The sequence below is a fragment of the Martinezella rhizogenes genome (genome assembly GCF_000799715.1).
In the GTDB taxonomy this organism is placed as follows: Bacteria; Pseudomonadota; Alphaproteobacteria; order Rhizobiales; family Rhizobiaceae; genus Rhizobium; species Rhizobium rhizogenes_C.
Map to the genome: position 1 here is coordinate 1 of NZ_JUHG01000003.1, position 17,712 is coordinate 17,712.

General features: G+C 61.2%; 19 protein-coding genes, 1 tRNA gene and 1 pseudogene. 17 read left to right on the forward strand and 4 right to left on the reverse strand.

The genetic code is table 11. The features are described 5' to 3' along the window. Positions 1 to 107 precede the first annotated feature (107 nt). A tRNA-Ser gene (locus EX00_RS02260) sits at positions 108 to 197 on the reverse strand. 305 nt (positions 198 to 502) lie between these two features. Between EX00_RS02260 and rplU the strand changes: the two genes are divergently transcribed. The 11 genes from rplU to modC all read left to right on the forward strand — a co-directional run bounded on the left by rplU (position 503) and on the right by modC (position 10,215). Then, positions 503 to 820 (forward strand): 50S ribosomal protein L21, encoded by a 318-nt coding sequence (rplU, locus tag EX00_RS02265; protein WP_007698856.1) that lies wholly within the window; start codon positions 503 to 505, stop codon positions 818 to 820. 32 nt (positions 821 to 852) lie between these two features. Continuing rightward, positions 853 to 1,122: a 50S ribosomal protein L27 gene (gene rpmA, locus EX00_RS02270; protein ID WP_047453730.1), complete on the forward strand. Its 270-nt coding sequence runs from the start codon at positions 853 to 855 to the stop codon at positions 1,120 to 1,122. Between the two features lie 121 nt (positions 1,123 to 1,243). Next, positions 1,244 to 1,879, forward strand: coding sequence for a GNAT family N-acetyltransferase (locus EX00_RS02275; protein WP_047453732.1), 636 nt, complete (start codon positions 1,244 to 1,246; stop codon positions 1,877 to 1,879). Further along, positions 1,876 to 2,463 carry a GNAT family N-acetyltransferase gene (locus EX00_RS02280; protein WP_047453734.1) on the forward strand — a complete coding sequence of 196 codons (588 nt, stop codon included), beginning with the start codon at positions 1,876 to 1,878 and terminating at the stop codon, positions 2,461 to 2,463. The genes EX00_RS02275 and EX00_RS02280 overlap by 4 nt, the downstream gene beginning before the upstream one ends. Positions 2,464 to 2,781: 318 nt before the next feature. Continuing rightward, the gene (gene obgE, locus EX00_RS02285; RefSeq protein ID WP_047453735.1) at positions 2,782 to 3,921 is read left to right on the forward strand and encodes a GTPase ObgE; all 1,140 of its coding nucleotides are present in this window, start codon (positions 2,782 to 2,784) and stop codon (positions 3,919 to 3,921) included. Continuing rightward, on the forward strand, positions 3,918 to 5,087 hold the full coding sequence (gene proB, locus EX00_RS02290) for a glutamate 5-kinase (RefSeq protein WP_047453736.1): 1,170 nt from the start codon (positions 3,918 to 3,920) through the stop codon (positions 5,085 to 5,087). The genes obgE and proB overlap by 4 nt, the downstream gene beginning before the upstream one ends. Further along, positions 5,080 to 6,363, forward strand: a complete 1,284-nt coding sequence (locus tag EX00_RS02295; RefSeq protein ID WP_047453738.1) for a glutamate-5-semialdehyde dehydrogenase — start codon at positions 5,080 to 5,082, stop codon at positions 6,361 to 6,363. The genes proB and EX00_RS02295 overlap by 8 nt, the downstream gene beginning before the upstream one ends. A 37-nt stretch (positions 6,364 to 6,400) precedes the next feature. Beyond that, positions 6,401 to 6,982: a nicotinate-nucleotide adenylyltransferase gene (locus EX00_RS02300; RefSeq protein WP_234708957.1), complete on the forward strand. Its 582-nt coding sequence runs from the start codon at positions 6,401 to 6,403 to the stop codon at positions 6,980 to 6,982. A 576-nt stretch (positions 6,983 to 7,558) separates the two neighbouring features. Then, complete coding sequence (gene modA / locus EX00_RS02305; RefSeq protein ID WP_047453743.1) at positions 7,559 to 8,356, forward strand: molybdate ABC transporter substrate-binding protein; 798 nt, start codon at positions 7,559 to 7,561, stop codon at positions 8,354 to 8,356. An 87-nt stretch (positions 8,357 to 8,443) separates the two neighbouring features. Beyond that, positions 8,444 to 9,145 carry a molybdate ABC transporter permease subunit gene (modB, locus tag EX00_RS02310; RefSeq protein WP_047453745.1) on the forward strand — a complete coding sequence of 234 codons (702 nt, stop codon included), beginning with the start codon at positions 8,444 to 8,446 and terminating at the stop codon, positions 9,143 to 9,145. Further along, positions 9,142 to 10,215, forward strand: coding sequence for a molybdenum ABC transporter ATP-binding protein (gene modC / locus EX00_RS02315; protein ID WP_047453747.1), 1,074 nt, complete (start codon positions 9,142 to 9,144; stop codon positions 10,213 to 10,215). The genes modB and modC overlap by 4 nt, the downstream gene beginning before the upstream one ends. 6 nt (positions 10,216 to 10,221) lie before the next feature. On the opposite strand, the gene EX00_RS02320 is transcribed toward modC, so the two are convergent. Beyond that, the gene (locus EX00_RS02320; RefSeq protein WP_047453749.1) at positions 10,222 to 10,602 is read right to left on the reverse strand and encodes a winged helix-turn-helix domain-containing protein; all 381 of its coding nucleotides are present in this window, start codon (positions 10,600 to 10,602) and stop codon (positions 10,222 to 10,224) included. A 260-nt stretch (positions 10,603 to 10,862) separates the two neighbouring features. Between EX00_RS02320 and rsfS the strand changes: the two are divergent. The 6 genes and pseudogenes from rsfS to EX00_RS02350 all read left to right on the forward strand — a co-directional run bounded on the left by rsfS (position 10,863) and on the right by EX00_RS02350 (position 16,821). Beyond that, positions 10,863 to 11,305, forward strand: a pseudogene (gene rsfS, locus EX00_RS02325) (ribosome silencing factor). A 116-nt stretch (positions 11,306 to 11,421) separates the two neighbouring features. Continuing rightward, positions 11,422 to 11,904, forward strand: a complete 483-nt coding sequence (gene rlmH, locus EX00_RS02330; protein ID WP_047453753.1) for a 23S rRNA (pseudouridine(1915)-N(3))-methyltransferase RlmH — start codon at positions 11,422 to 11,424, stop codon at positions 11,902 to 11,904. 212 nt (positions 11,905 to 12,116) lie between these two features. Further along, on the forward strand, positions 12,117 to 13,532 hold the full coding sequence (locus EX00_RS02335) for a murein hydrolase activator EnvC family protein (RefSeq protein ID WP_047453932.1): 1,416 nt from the start codon (positions 12,117 to 12,119) through the stop codon (positions 13,530 to 13,532). Next, positions 13,522 to 14,847 carry a S41 family peptidase gene (locus tag EX00_RS02340; protein WP_047453756.1) on the forward strand — a complete coding sequence of 442 codons (1,326 nt, stop codon included), beginning with the start codon at positions 13,522 to 13,524 and terminating at the stop codon, positions 14,845 to 14,847. Before EX00_RS02335 ends, EX00_RS02340 begins: the two co-directional genes overlap by 11 nt. Before the next feature lie 177 nt (positions 14,848 to 15,024). Next, the gene (locus EX00_RS02345) at positions 15,025 to 16,227 is read left to right on the forward strand and encodes a divergent polysaccharide deacetylase family protein (RefSeq protein ID WP_047453758.1); all 1,203 of its coding nucleotides are present in this window, start codon (positions 15,025 to 15,027) and stop codon (positions 16,225 to 16,227) included. Between the two features lie 54 nt (positions 16,228 to 16,281). Beyond that, positions 16,282 to 16,821, forward strand: coding sequence for an RNA pyrophosphohydrolase (locus EX00_RS02350; RefSeq protein ID WP_047453760.1), 540 nt, complete (start codon positions 16,282 to 16,284; stop codon positions 16,819 to 16,821). Positions 16,822 to 16,870: 49 nt separating this feature from the next. Here the strand turns inward: EX00_RS02350 and bfr are convergent, their stop codons facing one another. Beyond that, a complete protein-coding gene (gene bfr, locus EX00_RS02355; RefSeq protein ID WP_007698784.1) occupies positions 16,871 to 17,356 on the reverse strand; it encodes a bacterioferritin in 486 nt (161 codons plus the stop codon). Then, entirely contained in the window at positions 17,322 to 17,633 is a 312-nt protein-coding gene (locus EX00_RS30915; RefSeq protein ID WP_007698781.1) for a (2Fe-2S)-binding protein, read from the reverse strand. Before EX00_RS30915 ends, bfr begins: the two co-directional genes overlap by 35 nt. Between the last annotated feature and the right edge of the window lie 79 nt (positions 17,634 to 17,712).

Here is a 17,712-nt window from a genome sequence, read left to right on the forward strand (position 1 = left end):
AGCGCCTTCAGCGTGGCCCTGTGATCGATTGTGATCGCAGCCAGCCAAAACCCGCGACACCTATCGCAAGCATAAACATCGTAAATATATGATAATACACATGTTTATGGCGGAGAGGGTGGGATTTGAACCCACGATGCCCTTGCAGGCATGCCGCATTTCGAGTGCGGTGCATTCGACCACTCTGCCACCTCTCCGGTTATGCTGGTCGGCGCCGTTGAGCGCGGAGGGCTACATAGCGAGAGACGGGGGGGATGGCAAGGGTGAATATTCAGGCTTTTCATCCTTTTGCCTTGACAGATATGAGGCCCTTATGTATCCCCGCAACGCAATAGGTGTGGATAAGTCCGTGCCTTGGCCGCCCCGATTTGTGCGGGGCTTCACCGGCAGATCTTTCCTGAGGCCGCAAGCCTTTGAAATTCCTGCCAAGTTTCGACTGATAAAAAGACGGCCATTTGTCCCTTGGGGCAAGAGAGCCGGAACGAACATGAAAGGATAAAAAATGTTCGCAGTCATCAAGACCGGCGGTAAACAGTACCGTGTGGCAGCCAACGACGTGCTGACCATCGAAAAGCTGGAAGTTGTCGCCGGCGACACCGTAGAATTCACCGAAGTCCTCGTTATCGGCGAAGGCGCCGACGCTGCGATCGGTGCTCCCTTCGTTAAGGGCGCTTCCGTCAAGGCCGAAGTGGTCGAGCACAACCGCGGCAAGAAGGTTATTGCCTTCAAGAAGCGCCGTCGTCAGAACTCGAAGCGTTCGCGCGGCCATCGCCAGCATCACACGGTTGTCCGCATCACGGACATCGTGGCTGCCAAGTAAGATCACGGGACAAGGTTTAAAGGAGAACTCCAATGGCACACAAAAAAGCTGGCGGTTCGTCGCGCAACGGTCGCGATTCGCAATCCAAGCGCCTTGGCGTGAAGAAGTTCGGTGGCGAGAACGTCATCGCGGGCAACATTATCGTGCGTCAGCGCGGTACCGAGTGGCATCCGGGCACCAATGTCGGTCTCGGCAAGGATCACACCATTTTTGCGCTTACGGCCGGCAATGTGAACTACCGTACCAAGGCCAATGGCCGCGTGTACGTGTCTGTCATGCCGAAAGCGGAAGCAGCGGAATAACCGGTAGCGCTCGAAAACAGCCGGTGTCTCATTGACCCGGCTGACGCATCAGGTTCAGTCAAGAAAAGGGGAGATGGGACACCATCTCCCCTTTTTCTTTACCCTCAAGGAGGACTGCACCATGCAAGGCGAATTGTTAAGGGAAGACCAATCAAGGTCTCCCGAAGAACGGCTGAGGCCGGAGCGGTTAAGGACCGATTGCCCTGTCTTGTTATCGGAAAGGCTCGTTCTGCGCGCGCCCCACGAAGAAGACATCGACGCCCTTGCCCATCTTGCCAACAATGCCAACGTCGCCACTATGGTATCGCGTATGCCGCATCCGTATACGACCAATGATGCCGCCGATTTCGTGCGACGCACGAAACTTGGCGAGATTGGCAAGTGCGTCTATGCGATTACCAAAGCCGAAAACGGCGCCTTTCTCGGTTGCTGCGGCGTCGAGCCAACGGCCGACCCGGAGACCGTCGAGATCGGTTACTGGCTGGGCGAACCCCACTGGAACCAGGGTTATACGACGGAAGCCGCCCATGCCCTGATCGACATGGTCTTCCGCACGCGCGAAAACATCGCCCAGATCGATGCCCGTTGCCGGGTCATGAACGTCGCCTCGAGACGGGTCGTGCAGAAGTGCGGCTTCCAGTTCCAGGGATCCGGCCTGGCCGCGTCGCTGGCGCTCGGCAGCACGGTATCGGTCGAATGGTACCGGCTCGACCGCAAGACCTGGATATCGCTGCGTAGCTGGGGAGGTCTGAGATGAACGCCCTCGCCCTCAACCGCCGCGACACCAGGATGCCGACGCCCGGACCGACACCGGTCATCCAGACGGGACGGCTGACATTGCGGCCGCACCGCCTGAGCGATGCCGACTCCATGACGGAAACGCTCTCCGATTTCGCCGTGACGCGGATGCTCGCCCGCGTGCCGACGCCCTATGACCGGCAGGATGCGCTGGACTGGCTGGTCCAGCACACAGCCGGCCTCGACACCGGATGGGACTTAGCCGTCACCGAGAAAGACGATGTCCATATCGGCATGGTCGGCATCGATCTCAGGCATGGCCGCTGGCATCTCGGCTACTGGCTGAACCGCTACTACTGGCGGCGCGGCGTCATGGGCGAGGCGGTCGGGGCCACCCTCGAGCGTTTTGCCCGACGCATGCCCGACGTTGCGGTGTTTTCCGGCATCTTTGCCGACAACCCGGCCTCGTTGAAGCTGCAACAGAAGCTTGGCTTCGAGATCATCGGCTGCTCGGAGGTCTACAGCTTCGCCCGCAACACCATGGTTCCGCATATCGAAACCGTGCTGAAACCAGGCGCGCTGCGGCTCTCACGGACAATGTGAAGCCTCAAAATCAGTCATCGCCGGTTCCGCCGGCGATGACGTTGTCGGCCTTCAATCTTGATCCGCGGGATGTAAGATCGGAAGCATCGACAGAATTGATCGCTTGATCCTTGATGTTATGGGTCATCGACCGCACGATAATCTTTGACCTCCGGCTGAACCGCCTATATCGAAGGCGACATGACGGGCAAATGACCGCGCTGCATATGCTGATGAATATGCAAAGGGTGCGGTAACAATTGAAAAGCGCGCGTAGGCTTTCCCCAATCCCGTTCGATCCGGGAAAGTCATGCGCCGATACCGAGTGACGGACGCAACATGAAATTTCTCGACCAAGCAAAAGTCTATATCAAGTCTGGTGACGGCGGCGCGGGCAGCGTCTCCTTCCGGCGCGAGAAATTCATCGAGTTCGGCGGCCCCGATGGCGGCGATGGCGGCCGCGGCGGCGACGTCTGGGTCGAGGCCGTCAACGGGCTGAACACGCTGATCGATTTCCGCTTTCAGCAGCATTTCAAGGCCACCATCGGCACGCACGGCATGGGCCGCAACCGCGCCGGCGCCAAGGGCGCCGATGTGACGCTGAAGGTTCCGGTCGGCACGCAAATCTTCGAGGAAGACGAGGAAACCTTGATCTGCGACCTGACGCGGGAGGGCCAGCGCTACCGCGTCGCCGCCGGCGGCAATGGCGGCTTCGGCAACGCCTATTTCAAGTCCTCGGTCAACCAGGCGCCGGATTGGGCAAATCCCGGCCTGCCGGGTGAAGAGAAGACCATCTGGCTGCGGCTGAAGCTGATCGCCGATGCCGGTCTCGTCGGCCTGCCGAATGCCGGCAAGTCCACGTTCCTTGCCGCCGTCACCCGCGCCCGACCGAAGATCGCCAACTATCCCTTCACCACGCTGCACCCCAATCTCGGCGTCGCCACCATCGACGGCCAGGAATTCGTGCTAGCCGACATTCCCGGCCTGATCGAGGGCGCGCATGAGGGCGTCGGCATCGGCGACCGCTTCCTCGGCCATGTCGAGCGCACCCGCGTGCTGCTGCATCTGGTCTCCGCCCAGGAAGAGAAGGTCGGCAAGGCCTACAAGACCGTCAAGCACGAGCTCGAGGCCTATGGCAACGACATCCCCGACAAGCCGGAGATCGTGGCGCTGTCGCAGATCGACGTGGTGGACGCGGAAACGCTGAAGAAGAAGACGCGCGAACTGGCGCGGGCCTGCGGCAAGACGCCGTTCTGCATCTCCGCCATTACCGGCAGCGGCATGACCGAAGTGCTGCGTGCTCTGCGCGACATCATCGTCGAAGCCAATGGCGATACCGGGCAGGAAGCGCCGATGAAAGCGCTGAAGGTGCGCCATCGCGATATGCCGTCCTCCGGCAATGAAGACGAAAGTGAGGACAATGACGATCGTGACGGCGATCACGAGCGCCGTAGTGACGGCGGGGAGCAGCAGGGATGACTGCCCGCAAGTCGCTCGATCGCTACCGCCGCATCGTCATCAAGATCGGCTCGGCGCTTCTCGTCGACCGCAAGACCGGCCTGAAGAAGACCTGGCTCGATGGCATGTGCGCCGATATCGCCGGGCTGAAGGCCAAGGGCGTCGATGTCCTCGTCGTCTCCTCCGGCGCCATCGCGCTTGGGCGCTCGGTGCTTGACCTTCCCTCCGGCGCCTTGAAGCTGGAAGAAAGCCAGGCGGCTGCGGCCGTCGGCCAGATTTCGCTGGCGCGCGCCTGGTCGGAAAGTCTGTCGCATGACGATATCGTCGCCGGCCAGATCTTGCTGACGCTCGGCGACACCGAGGAGCGCCGCCGCTACCTCAACGCGCGCGCCACCATCAACCAGTTGTTGAAGATCGGCGCCGTGCCGATCATCAACGAGAACGACACGGTCGCCACCAGCGAAATCCGCTATGGCGACAATGATCGCCTCGCCGCCCGCGTCGCCACCATGACTGGCGCCGACCTGCTGATCTTGCTGTCGGACATCGACGGCCTCTACACCGCCCCGCCGCATCTCGATCCCCAGGCGAAATTCCTCGAAACGATCGCCGACATCACGCCCGAAATCGAGGCGATGGCCGGCGGTGCCGCCTCGGAACTGTCGCGTGGCGGCATGCGCACCAAGATCGATGCCGGCAAGATCGCCACGGGTGCCGGTTGCGCGATGATCATCGCGTCGGGCAAGACCGAGCGCCCGTTGAACGCCATTGCAAATGGCGCGCGCTCCTCCTGGTTTGCGCCATCGGGCACGCCCGTTACCGCCCGCAAGACCTGGATTGCCGGGCAGCTACAGCCGGCGGGCGAACTGCATGTCGACGAGGGTGCCGTCACCGCGCTCGGCGCCGGCAAGAGCCTGTTGCCCGCCGGCGTGCGCAAGGTCACCGGTCATTTCGGCCGTGGCGACACCATTGCCGTCATCGGTCCCTCCGGCCGGGAAATCGCCCGTGGCCTCGTCGGCTACGATGCCGAGGAAGCCCGCCAGATTACCGGCCGCAAATCGGCGGAGATCGAGGCAATTCTCGGCTATGCCGGCCGCGCCGCCATGGTGCACCGCGACGACCTCGTCATGACCGCGTCCGTCAAGACGAAGGCCGAAAAACTGAAGAAGGATGAAGCTCATGCTTGATACCGTCGCACAAAGCCCCGACATCGACGCGCTGATGAACGATATCGGCCGCAAGGCCCGGGCTGCGTCGCGACCGTTAGGCTTTGCTTCGACGGAGAGCAAGAACCGGGCTTTGAATGCCATGGCCGACGCCATCCTCGCCCGCAAGGATCATATCCTCGCCGAGAACGCCAAGGATCTGAAGGATATCGAAGGCACTGACATTCTCGCCTCCTTCGTCGACCGCCTGACGCTCAACGACAAGCGCGTCGCCGAGATGGCCGAGGGCATCCGCGCCATTGCCGCGCTGGCGGATCCGGTCGGCGAAGTCATCGCCGCCTGGGATCGGCCGAACGGGCTGAAGATCGAGCGCGTCCGCACACCGCTCGGTGTCATCGGCGTCATCTTCGAAAGCCGCCCGAACGTCACCGCCGATGCCGGCGCACTGTGCCTGAAGGCTGGCAATGCCGTGATTCTTCGCTGCGGCAGCGATTCGCGCCGCTCGTCGCAGGCGATCCTCGAATGCCTGGTCGAAGGCTTGAAGGTCGCCGGCCTGCCGGAACATGCGATCCAGCTGGTGCCCGTCACCGACCGCGCCGCCGTCGGCGCCATGCTGCGTGGACTGGAAGGCACGATCGACGTCATCGTGCCGCGCGGTGGCAAGAGCCTGGTGGCGCGCGTGCAGAACGAAGCGCGCGTACCGGTCTTCGCCCATCTCGAGGGCCTCTGCCACGTCTATATCGACGCCTCCGCCGATCTCGACATGGCAAAGGCGATCGTCGTCAACGCCAAGATGCGCCGCACCGGCATTTGCGGCGCGGCCGAGACGCTGCTGGTGGATTCCAAGGTCGTGGCAACGCATCTGAAGCCCCTGCTCGATGGGCTGACTGAAGCCAGTTGCGAAATCCGCGGCTCCGCCGAGGTGCTCCGGCTGGTGCCGGGCCTGAAAGCTGCGACGGAAGAGGACTGGTCGACGGAATATCTCGACGCCATCATCTCCGTCGCCATCGTCGACGGCATTGACGGCGCGATTGCCCATATCGCCAAATATTCGTCCAATCATACCGAAGCTGTCATTGCCGAGGACCCTGCCGTGGTCGAGCGCTTTTTTACGGAGATCGATTCGGCAATCCTGCTGCACAATGCCTCGACCCAGTTCGCCGATGGCGGCGAGTTCGGCATGGGCGCGGAAATCGGCATCGCCACGGGCAAGATGCATGCGCGCGGGCCTGTTGGCGTCGAGCAGCTGACTTCCTTCAAATACCGCGTGCGCGGCACCGGACAGATACGGTCCTGACGTGCTGAAAGAAGAGATCGATTACCGCCATCTGCGCATGCCGCATGCCGAACGCGGCATGGTGGTCGGTCTTTTCGGTGGCTCCTTCAACCCGCCGCATCAGGGCCATGCGCTGGTGGCCGAAGTCGCCATCCGTCGGCTTGGTCTCGACCAGCTCTGGTGGATGGTAACGCCGGGCAATCCGCTGAAGAGCCGCAATCACCTGGCGCCGCTTGCCGAGCGCATCGCGCTCAGCGAGGCGATCACCCATGATCCACGCATCAAGGTGACGGCTTTCGAGCAGACATTGGGCATGAGCTACACGGCCAACACGCTCGCCTACATCAAGGCGCGCAACACCCATATTCATTTCATCTGGATCATGGGCGCCGACAGCCTCAACACATTTCATCGCTGGCAGAAATGGCAAGAAATCGCCCGCACCTTCCCGATCGCCGTCATCGACCGGCCGGGATCGACCCTCTCCTACCTCTCCGCGAAGATGGCCAAGACGTTTCAATATGCCCGTGTCGACGAAGACGATGCCCGCGTGCTCTGGAAAAAGCGGGCACCGGCCTGGACCTTCATCCACGGTCGGCGTTCGACGCTAAGCTCGACGGCCCTGCGCGCCGCGCAATAACGGCATCGGCACAGCATCAAGCAGGATTTCGGGAAAAACCTCCAAAAATGAAAAGCCCGACGGGGGAGGAGATCCGTCGGGCTTTCAAACCTGATCAGCAACAGGGAGGAGGAGAGTTGCTGACCCATATCGGAAGGCATTGGGAGGAGGAGATCGCCGTTCCGATGCTTAAGTTCTAGCAGATTTGACCGAAAGATAAATCGCCGATAGCGCAATGCAGCAATGCACCTAGATCATAGCTATGAAAAATTCCTGCCCAAAAAACGCTTATTTTACATCATTCACACATACAGTCAGCCGTTTTCCAAGAATCATGCCTTCGCAAATAATGGCGAAATTGCACGATTCATTACGATATGTCTTACGGTGTGAGCGTTCGCTATCGTCTTGGGCAATTCTAGCCATGCATTTGCGCAAGGGCAAGTGCCCTCAATATGCACCTTGCGGAGAAAACCCATAAAATTCGTGTGGTTACAGCTCGCAGTAGCGCTATATTTTTATGAATATATCCCCTAGCCAAGCTTCATCGGCCGTTATATCTCTCAAGATATTTCGACAATCTCTGGGAGAAATATGATGGCCACCGGTCGCCGCCAATGGTTTAAACTTGCAACTGCCGCCCTCTCTGCCGCCTGGCTCGGCCTGTCGGCCATTTCGGCACCGGCGCTCGCCGCCGACAAGATCACCGTCTTTGCCGCCGCCAGCATGAAAAATGCGCTCGATAACCTCGACGCCGCCTTCACCAAGGAAACCGGCAAGCAGGTCACCGTCTCCTACGCGGCAAGCGGACCGTTGGCCAAGCAGCTTGAGAACGGCGCTCCCGCCGACGTGTTCATTTCCGCCGACAAGAACTGGATGGACTATGTCGCCGAGAAAAAGCTGATCAAGGATGACAGCCGCGTCGACCTGCTCGGCAACAAGCTCGTTCTCGTGGCCGCCAAGGACAAGGCCACACCGGTCGAAATCAAAAAGGGCTTGGACCTTGCCGGCCTTCTCGGCGACGGACGCCTGGCGATCGGGCAGCCGGAATCGGTGCCCGCAGGCAAGTATGGCAAGGCCGCGCTCGAAAAGCTCGGCATCTGGCCGTCCGTCGAAAAGAAGGTCGCCGGCGCTGAAAGCGTACGCGCCGCCCTCTCCCTAGTGTCGCGCGGCGAAGCCCCCTATGGCATCGTCTACCAGACCGACGTTGCCGCCGATCCGGGCGTCGCCGTCGTCGGCACCTTTCCGGAAGACAGCCATCCGCCGATCGTCTATCCGATCGCCATCACGGCCACCAGCACCAACCCGGATACGCAGGCCTATGTCGACTATCTGAAATCGGCTAAGGCTGTTCCGTTCTTCGAGCATGAAGGCTTCACAGTCCTAAAGCGATGAGCCTCATCGTTCGACCATAGGCAAAGAGCTTATCACCACAGGCTCGCCAACTGAGGGCGAGCCTGACATGTTTTTACGAGGCGGGACTTGGACGCATTTAGTTTGAGCAATGACGAATGGACGGCGATCGAGCTCAGCCTGCGCGTCTCGACCGTCGCCATGCTGGTGAGCCTGCCCTTCGGCATCGTCGCAGCATTGCTGCTCGCCCGTGGCAGATTCTGGGGCAAGTCGATCCTCAACGGCCTCATCCATCTGCCGCTGATCCTGCCGCCTGTTGTCACCGGCTTCATCCTGCTCATCCTCTTCGGCCGCAAAGGCCCGATCGGTTCATTGCTCGATCAGTATCTCGGTATCGTGCTGTCCTTCCGCTGGACGGGCGCCGCCCTTGCCTGCGGCATCATGGGTTTTCCACTGATGGTCAGGAGCATCCGCCTGTCGATCGAGGCAGTCGACCGCAAGTTGGAAGAGGCGGCCGGGACGCTCGGCGCCAGCCCGCTCTGGATCTTCCTCACCGTCACCCTGCCGCTGATCCTGCCCGGCATCATCGCCGGCATGATCCTGTCCTTCGCCAAGGCCATGGGCGAATTCGGCGCCACCATCACTTTCGTCTCCAATATTCCCGGCGAAACGCAGACCTTGTCCTCGGCGATCTACACCTTCACGCAGGTGCCAGGCGGCGATGCCGGCGCGATGCGGCTGACGATCATAGCCATCATCATCTCCATGGCGGCGCTGCTCGCCTCGGAATTCCTCGCCTATCTCGCCGGCAAGAGGGTGGATTTCGAATGACGCTCTCCGTCGATATCCGCCACCGGTTGGGTGCCTTCTCGCTCGACGCCACCTTCACGACTGACGGCGGTGTTACGGCGCTGTTCGGCCGGTCCGGTTCCGGCAAGACCTCGATGATCCGCATCATCGCCGGCCTCATCCGCCCCGACCATGGCCGCGTCAGACTCGACGGCGACGTACTCGCCGATAGCGACAAGCATCTCTTCGTGCCGCGCCATCGCCGCCGCTTCGGCTATGTCTTCCAGGAGGCACGACTGTTCCCACATTTATCCGTACGGCAGAACCTGAATTACGGCCGCTGGTTCGCGCCGAAGAAGGAACGCGGCGAAAGCTTCGACGGTGTCGTCGATCTCTTGGGCATCGAAGCGCTTCTCGATCGGCGGCCGGGAAAGCTCTCCGGCGGCGAGAAACAGCGCGTCGCCATCGGTCGCGCGCTTTTATCGTCGCCACGGCTGCTGTTGATGGACGAGCCGCTGGCTGCACTCGACGAAGCCCGCAAGGCCGAGATCCTGCCCTATCTTGAGCGTCTGCGCGACGAAACCAGGGTGCCGATCATCTATGTCAGCCACTCGATCTCCGAGGTGGCGCGGCTTGCCAACCGCGTCGTCGTCATGCGCGACGGCAAGGTGGAGGCGATGGGACCGGCGGTCGAGATCTTCAGTGAGCTTTCCGGCCCGCAGGCGAGCGATCGTCGTGACGCCGGTGTCCTGCTCGAAGGCCGCGTCGAGCATATCGACCACCAGCATCGCCTGACCATCGTGGCGCTGAAGGCGGCAAAGCTCTTCGTGCCCGGCGAAGCGGCCGGTATCGGCAAGACCGTCCGCGTCCATATTCCCGCCCGCGACGTCATGCTGGCGACAGCCAGGCCGGAGGGCCTGAGCGCCCTCAACATTCTCGACGGTTACATGCTGGCGATGGGCGCTGCCGCCGACGGCACGGTGGAGGTGAAGGTCGATTGCGGCGGCGACATCGTACTCGCCCGCATCACCCAATTTTCCGCCGAACGCATGAATCTGCGTGTTGGACTGCCCATCCATGTGGTCATCAAGACCGTGGCGCTCGAATCGTAAGATCGATCAGGGCTCCGAAGCCTCGTCGCCATCGCTGCGATTGGCCTCCAGCCATGCGAGATCGCCGGCGATTGCCGCGCGCACCGCGCCTTCCATGGAGCGGAACCGCTGCAACAGCTCCTCGCCGAACGGCGTCAGCACCGCGCCGCCGCCCTTCTGGCCGCCACGCTGCGATTCGACCACCGGCTGCCGGAACATGTGATTCAATTCGCTGATGAGCAGCCAGGCGCGGCGATAGGACATGTCCATGGCGCGGCCGGCGGCCGAGATCGAGCCGGTTTCGCGAATATGCTCAAGAAGTTCCATCTTGCCGCGCCCAAGCCTGTCCTGCCCCGAAAAATGGACACGGAGGATAGGCTTCAGAGATGGTTGCGGAGCTTTGGTCATGGCATCGGAGCGTTTCGGTCTGCTCTCGTGTATACGCGGCCTTCGCGCGCCTGTACATGCCACGCAAATTCGACGGATATTACATCACTGGAAGCTTTAATCGGCTCCTTGAGCGAACAATTGCCCATATATGGTGCGAAAGAAGCGGCCTTTGACACAAAAGCTTGCCCTCACGGCCAATAGATACCAGCCGGCGTCTTGAAACCTTTATGCTTTGATGCCTATCTTTGTAGTGTGATCGACTCAGATCACCTGTGTGCATGTTCTGTTACTCAAGGAAGGAAAAGCACTGACAACAGTACACGCCAAGGGAAGAACGCCAGTCGTTATCCCGAAGAGCCCGGAACGTGGCGTCGATGCCGCCGCCCGAGCCCTGCAAGCCGTCCTCGTTAGCCTCGAGGACTCCAAGGCCGAAAATATCGTCACCATCGACATTGCTGGCAAATCCGCGCTTGGAGACCACATGGTTGTTGTCTCCGGACGTTCGAGCCGCCATGTCCTGGCGATTGCCGACCACCTGACCACCGACATCAAGGACGAAGGCCTGGGCTCTCCCCGCGTCGAAGGCCTCGAAGGCGGTGACTGGGTGTTGATCGACACCGGTGACATCATCATCCATGTGTTCCGTCCCGAGATCCGCGAGTTCTACAACATCGAAAAGATGTGGGCCGCGCCTGACCTTGACGAGGGCACGTTGCACTAACCGGTTCCCGGAAGCATTTCCCGGTCCCGGCAGGCTATTTTGAAGCGCCGGACATGATTGTCCGGCAACAGTCTATATGCGTGCCGCCATAACGGCGGATATGCTTGGGAGTGGGAATGCGAATAGGTCTTTTTGCCGTGGGACGGTTGAAAACCGGCCCTGAAAAGGATCTTGCGGCCCGTTATCTCGACCGTTTCGCCAAGGCCGGTCCGGCGATCGGCCTGGAATTGGCACGGATGACCGAGGTCGGCGAAAGTCGTGCCTCCAACGGCGAGACACGCAAGCGCGAAGAGGCGGTTCTGCTGCAAAAAGCGCATCCGGACGGCGGTATCCTCATTCTCCTCGACGAGCGGGGCAAGGCGCTCGACAGCGAAGCCTTCGCCGCTTTGCTCGGCACCTTCCGCGATCAGGGCAAGCGCGACCTGACGATCGCCATCGGCGGCGCCGACGGCCTCGATCCCTCTCTTTACGACAAAGCCGACGCCACCATCTGCCTTGGCAAGATGACCTGGCCGCACCAGCTCGTGCGCATTCTCATCGCCGAACAGCTCTACCGCGCCGTCACCATTCTGTCGGGACACCCCTACCACCGGGTTTGACCGTCCGCCGCCGCAGATCCGGCTCCTCGAAAACAGTTTGGCTTTCCGCCGTTTTGCGTTAACGGAACGCTCACACAGGCGTGTTTTGATTCCCGCCGGAAAAATGATGATGCTTCCTAGGTAATCGCGGCAAATCAGCTTAATTTCACGCGATCTAAAGGGACCAAGCCCGAACCGACTGGATGAGAAAAACCCCGCCCACGTTTTCCCGCCTGCTGCTGCCGTCCCTGGCGGTGTGCTTTGGCGTCGGTGCCTATGTGGCGGGGCCATTTCAGTTCCGGGACATGGCACTGGCACAAGAAGACGGCGGCTCGCAGGCGACGATCGACCAGCCTGCCGCCGCTCCACCACCAGCGGAACAGGCGCCGGATCCGGCCGCCGAGCTTTCCCGCAAGCGCGACGAGACCCGCGCGGCACTGGAGGATCTGTCGAAGACGATCAACCTTTCCTCCGACAAGACGAAAGCCCTGACAGACAGCATCGCCGCGCTCGACAAGAGCACCACCAGCCTGCGCCAGGCACTGATCGACAGCGCCACCCGTCGCAGGGATCTGGACCGCAAGATTCAGCGGAGCGAAAAGACGCTGACCGATCTCGCGGTCAAGGAAGACAAGATCCGCAAGTCGCTGCATGACCGCCGCGCGCTGCTGGCCGAGGTTCTGGGAGCACTGGAGCGCATGGGCCGCAACCCGCCGCCGGCGCTGCTGGTCACGCCCGACGATGCGCTTGCCTCGGTGCGCAGCGCCATCCTGCTCGGCGCCGTCGTTCCCGGCATGCGCAAGGAGACGGACAAGCTCATCGCCGACCTGACCGATCTTAGCAAGCTGCACGCCGCCACCGTCACCGAGAAGACCGACCTCACCACCACCATGACCAACAGTCTGGAGGAGGAGCGGCGCATGGACCTGCTGCTCAGCGAGAACGACAAGCTGAGCCACGAGAACGCCACAAAACTCGATACAGAGCGCAAGCGCTCGGAGGAACTGGCGGGCCAGGCGACCAGCCTCGAAGGCCTCGTCGCCTCGCTGGAAAGCCAGATCGGCTCGGTGCGCGACGCCGCCGCCGCGGCGCGGGCGGAACAGGCCCGCCGGGAACAATTGACCGATCAGCAGCGCGAGCAGGCCAAGGCCCTGGCCGAAAGCGGAGTGCCCGATAAAAACCGCATTGCGCCCGCATATCCGTTCTCCGATCTTAAACGGAAATTGGAGCTGCCTGTGGCGGGCGATATTCTCCGCCAGTTCGGCGACGACGACGGTACGGGACATACGGCGATGGGCGTCACGCTCGCAACCGGCCCCGATGCACTCGTCACCGCTCCTGCCGATGGGACAGTCGTTTACGCCGGCGCGTTTCGCAGCTACGGCCAGATGGTCATTCTAGACACGGGCGACGGCTACCATATGGTGCTGTCGGGTATGGACGCGATCAAGACGCGTCTGGGCAAATTTGTTTTCGCCGGCGAGCCGCTCGCGGTGATGGGCCAAAAAAGAGTCGCGAGTGCGACTGCATTGGCGCTGGAAACAGATCGGCCAACGCTTTACATTGAATTTCGAAAAGATGGGAAGCCGGTCGATTCTCGACCCTGGTGGACCTCAAAGGATACTGGAAAGGCACGCAATGATACGTAGGGCTTCTCTTGTTCTCGTTGGCGCATTGATGGGTGCGACCGCGATGAGCGTTATCTACACGGCGGTAGTGCCGGCGGAAGCCGCTGGTTCTTCCACGTACAAGGAATTGTCGATTTTCGGCGATGTCTTTGAACGTGTGCGCGCGCAGTATGTGACGCCGCCCCAGGAAGACAAGCTGATCGAAGCCGCCATCAACGGCATGCTGACCTCGCTGGACCCGCATTCGAGCTACATGAATGCCAAGGATGCCGACGACATGCGCACCCAGACCAAGGGTGAATTCGGCGGTCTCGGCATCGAAGTGACGATGGACAACGATCTGGTCAAGGTCATCACCCCCATCGACGACACGCCCGCCGCCAAGGCCGGTGTTCTCGCCGGCGACTATATCACCGCCATCGATGGCCAGTCCGTGCGTGGCCTGAAGCTGGAAGACGCCGTCGAAAAGATGCGCGGCGCGGTCAAGACACCAATCAAGCTGACGCTGATGCGCAAGGGCGCCGACAAGCCGATCGAACTCACCATCATCCGTGACGTGATCGCCGTTGCCGCCGTGAAGTCGCGCGAAGAGGGCGATGTCGGCTATCTCCGCATCATCTCCTTCACCGAAAAGACCACGCCGGATCTCGAGGCCGCGATTGCCAAGATCAAGAAGGATATCCCGGCCGACAAGCTGAAGGGCTATGTCCTCGACCTGCGCCTCAACCCGGGCGGTCTGCTCGACCAGGCGATCAATGTTGCCGACGATGTTCTGGAGCGCGGCGAAGTCGTGTCCACCCGCGGCCGCAATCCGGACGAAACCCGCCGCTTCAATGCCGGTCCGGGCGACATCACCGACGGCAAGCCGATCATCGTGCTGATCAACGGCGGCTCGGCTTCTGCTTCTGAAATCGTCGCCGGCGCCCTGCAGGATCTGCGCCGCGCCACCGTCGTTGGCACCCAGTCCTTCGGCAAGGGCTCCGTGCAGACGATTATCCCGCTTGGCGATGGCAACGGCGCGCTGCGCCTGACGACGGCGCTTTACTACACGCCGTCGGGCCGTTCGATCCAGGGTACCGGCATCACGCCGGACATCAAGGTCGACCAACCGCTGCCGGACGAGCTGAAGGGCAAGCTGGTGACCGAAGGCGAATCCAGCCTGCCGGGCCACATCAAGGGCCAGAGCGAGACCGACCAGGGCTCCGGCTCGGCCGCCTATGTGCCGCCGGATCCGAAGGACGATCTCCAGCTCAACTACGCGCTTGACCTTCTGCGCGGCGCCAAGACCGATCCGGCCTTCCCGCCGAATCCGGAAAAGGCGGTTTCCTCCAAATAAGGAAACAGCGCCGGGCTGGAAACAGACCCGGCGCTTTTCATATCCGGAGCGAGGTGACTGATCTCATCTCGCTCTCGCCGCCTGAATGAGCGCGATCTCATTCGAAATCTATTCGGATCATGCTTTCGTGTTTTGAGTCTGGGGCAGACAGTTTCCCGCTTGGGGTGGATACGGACTTTGGGAACGGATTTGCATGCACCGCTCGGCCAGAACCGCGGACAGGACCGCAAGCGGCGGCGGCCGCCCTTCGGGCGCCTCCTTGCCAGCTTCTGTCTGATCGCGATCGCCAGCTTTTCCCTCTATTCGGCGCTGCTGCGCGACACTCTCCAGAAAACGCCGCCGCCGGTCGAGACAGCCGAGAAGACGGCGCCCGCGCCGCCAGCCGACGGCAAGCCCACCGCAACCGATCAGCCGAGCCTGACCGAAGTCGATCCGCAATCCGGCGCCAATACCTCGCGCATCGTCACCAGTGATGGCTCGGTCGTGACCATGTTCAGCCCAACCGCGCGCGACGGCAGCGGTCCGGTACTGATCAATGCCAACCAGATCGGCCAAGATCCGCGCATGGCGGCAACGCCGAACGAAAGCCTGCTGGAGGATTCGCCCTTCGGCAAGCTGCCGATCACGGCACCGAGTGGGCTGAGACCAATGGACCAATATGCGCGGCCCTGGTCTGGCGCCCGTGGTACGCGGGTCGCCATCGTCGTCAGCGGCCTCGGTCTCAGCCAGACGGGCACGCAGCGCGCCATCGAGAAGCTGCCGGAAGAGATCACGCTTGCCTTTGCCGCCAGCGGCAACAGCCTGCAGCGCTGGATGCAGGAGGCTCGGCGCGGCGGCCACGAGATCCTGATCCAGGTGCCCTTCGAGCCTTTCGATTATCCCGGCAACAACCCCGGGCCTGAGACGCTTCTGACCTCGCAGCCCGCCGCCAGGAACATCGAGAACCTGCACAAGGCGATGGGCAAAATCACCAACTATACCGGCGTGATGAACTATCTCGGCGGGCGTTTTCTGTCGAACACCGACGCTATCCAGCCCGTCATGCGCGATATAGGCAAGCGCGGCCTGCTGTTCCTCGACGACGGATCGTCCGCGCAGTCCAAGTCCGGCACTGTCGCCAAGGCACTGGAAACGCCGCATGCTTTCGCCGACATGCAGCTTGATGGCGAATTGCAGCAAGATGCGATCATGAAGAAGCTCGACGAGCTGGAGCGCGTCGCACGCCGCAATGGCACGGCGATCGGCGTGGCCTCCGCCTTCGACGAAAGCATCGACGCCATCAGCAAATGGAGCCAGGAGGCATCCATGCGTGGCATCGAGATCGTCGCCATCTCGGCGCTGGCTGACGACCCTAAAGCAACTCCAGGAAAAGTGCGTTAGCGGTTTTCCGTCCGGAATTGCGCAGTAGATATCCCTGACCGCTGGAGAACGAAGATGAGCAAGCCTCACTCACCCGTCAAAGCCGAAGACCTGCCCTATCGTCCCTGCGTCGGCATTATGGTGCTGAATCGCGAGGGGCTGGTCTGGGCCGGCAAGCGCATTCCGATCGGCAACTCCGAATATGACGGCTCGCCGCAGCTCTGGCAGATGCCGCAGGGCGGCATCGATAAAGGCGAGGATCCGCTGGAGGCCGCCTATCGCGAGCTCTATGAGGAGACCGGCATGAAGACGGTGACGCTGCTCGCCGAGGCAAAAGACTGGATCAACTACGATCTGCCGCCGCAACTGATCGGCATCGGCCTCAGGGGGAAATTTCGCGGCCAGACCCAGCGCTGGTTCGCTTTCCGCTTCGATGGCGACGAGAGCGAAATCGCCATCAACCCGCCGCCGGGTGGCCACGAGCCGGAATTCGACGCCTGGGAATGGAAGCCGATGGTGGAACTGCCCGGCCTGATCGTCGCCTTCAAGCGCCCGGTCTATGACCAAGTAGTGGCTGAATTTCAGCACCTGGCGGGTCTGAAGGCCGAAGACTGACGCAAGTTCAGATCCGGCCGCCTCGAAAAGCGGCCGGATCTGAATGCGATTATTCGGCGGTGTCAGCCGAATCGGCGTTGAGCTGGCCGTATTTGGCTTCGCCGATCTTGCCGAGCAGTTCGAGCTGGGTTTCCAGGAAGTCGATGTGACCTTCCTCGTCGATCAGCAGCTGTTCGAACAGCTTCATCGACACATAGTCGCCGGCGTCATGACAGATGTCGCGCGACTTCTTGTAGGCGGTGCGGGCGTCGTATTCGCCGGCGAGATCCGCTTCCAGCACTTCCTTGACATTCTGGCCGATGCGCAGCGGTGCCAGCGTCTGCAGGTTCGGATGGCCTTCAAGGAAGATGATACGGGCGACGAGACGGTCGGCGTGCTGCATCTCCTCGATGGATTCCGCACGCTCCTTCTTGGCAAGCTTGGTGTAGCCCCAATCTTCGAGAAGCCTGTAATGAACCCAATATTGGTTGACTGCGCCGAGCTCGAGGAACAGAGCCTCGTTAAGCCGCTCGATGACTTTTTTGTCGCCTTTCAATGTCCGCTCTCCTGTTTTCTTCATGGAATTTTTTCAGGCGGGACATGAAATCAAATATTTCGGCTTCCGTCGAGTGGCGACGGGCATGATAGTCTTCGGTTGTCTGTATAATGATATCAACGACATTCGGGAAACAGCCGCAGCAACGGCCGCGCTTCGACATGGCGTGATACACCTTGGCGGGGACGATGAGCTGCCAACAGTCCTCATCCAGGAACTCGTTGATGACGTCCCGGATTTCCTTGTCGGTGATGTAATTACAGCTACAAACCAGCATTCTTCGCTCAGTCCGTCAAACATGACATTTGCTATCCTGTTTATCTGCGAAAGAAGACGGTTCTTGTCAAGTAAAGAAT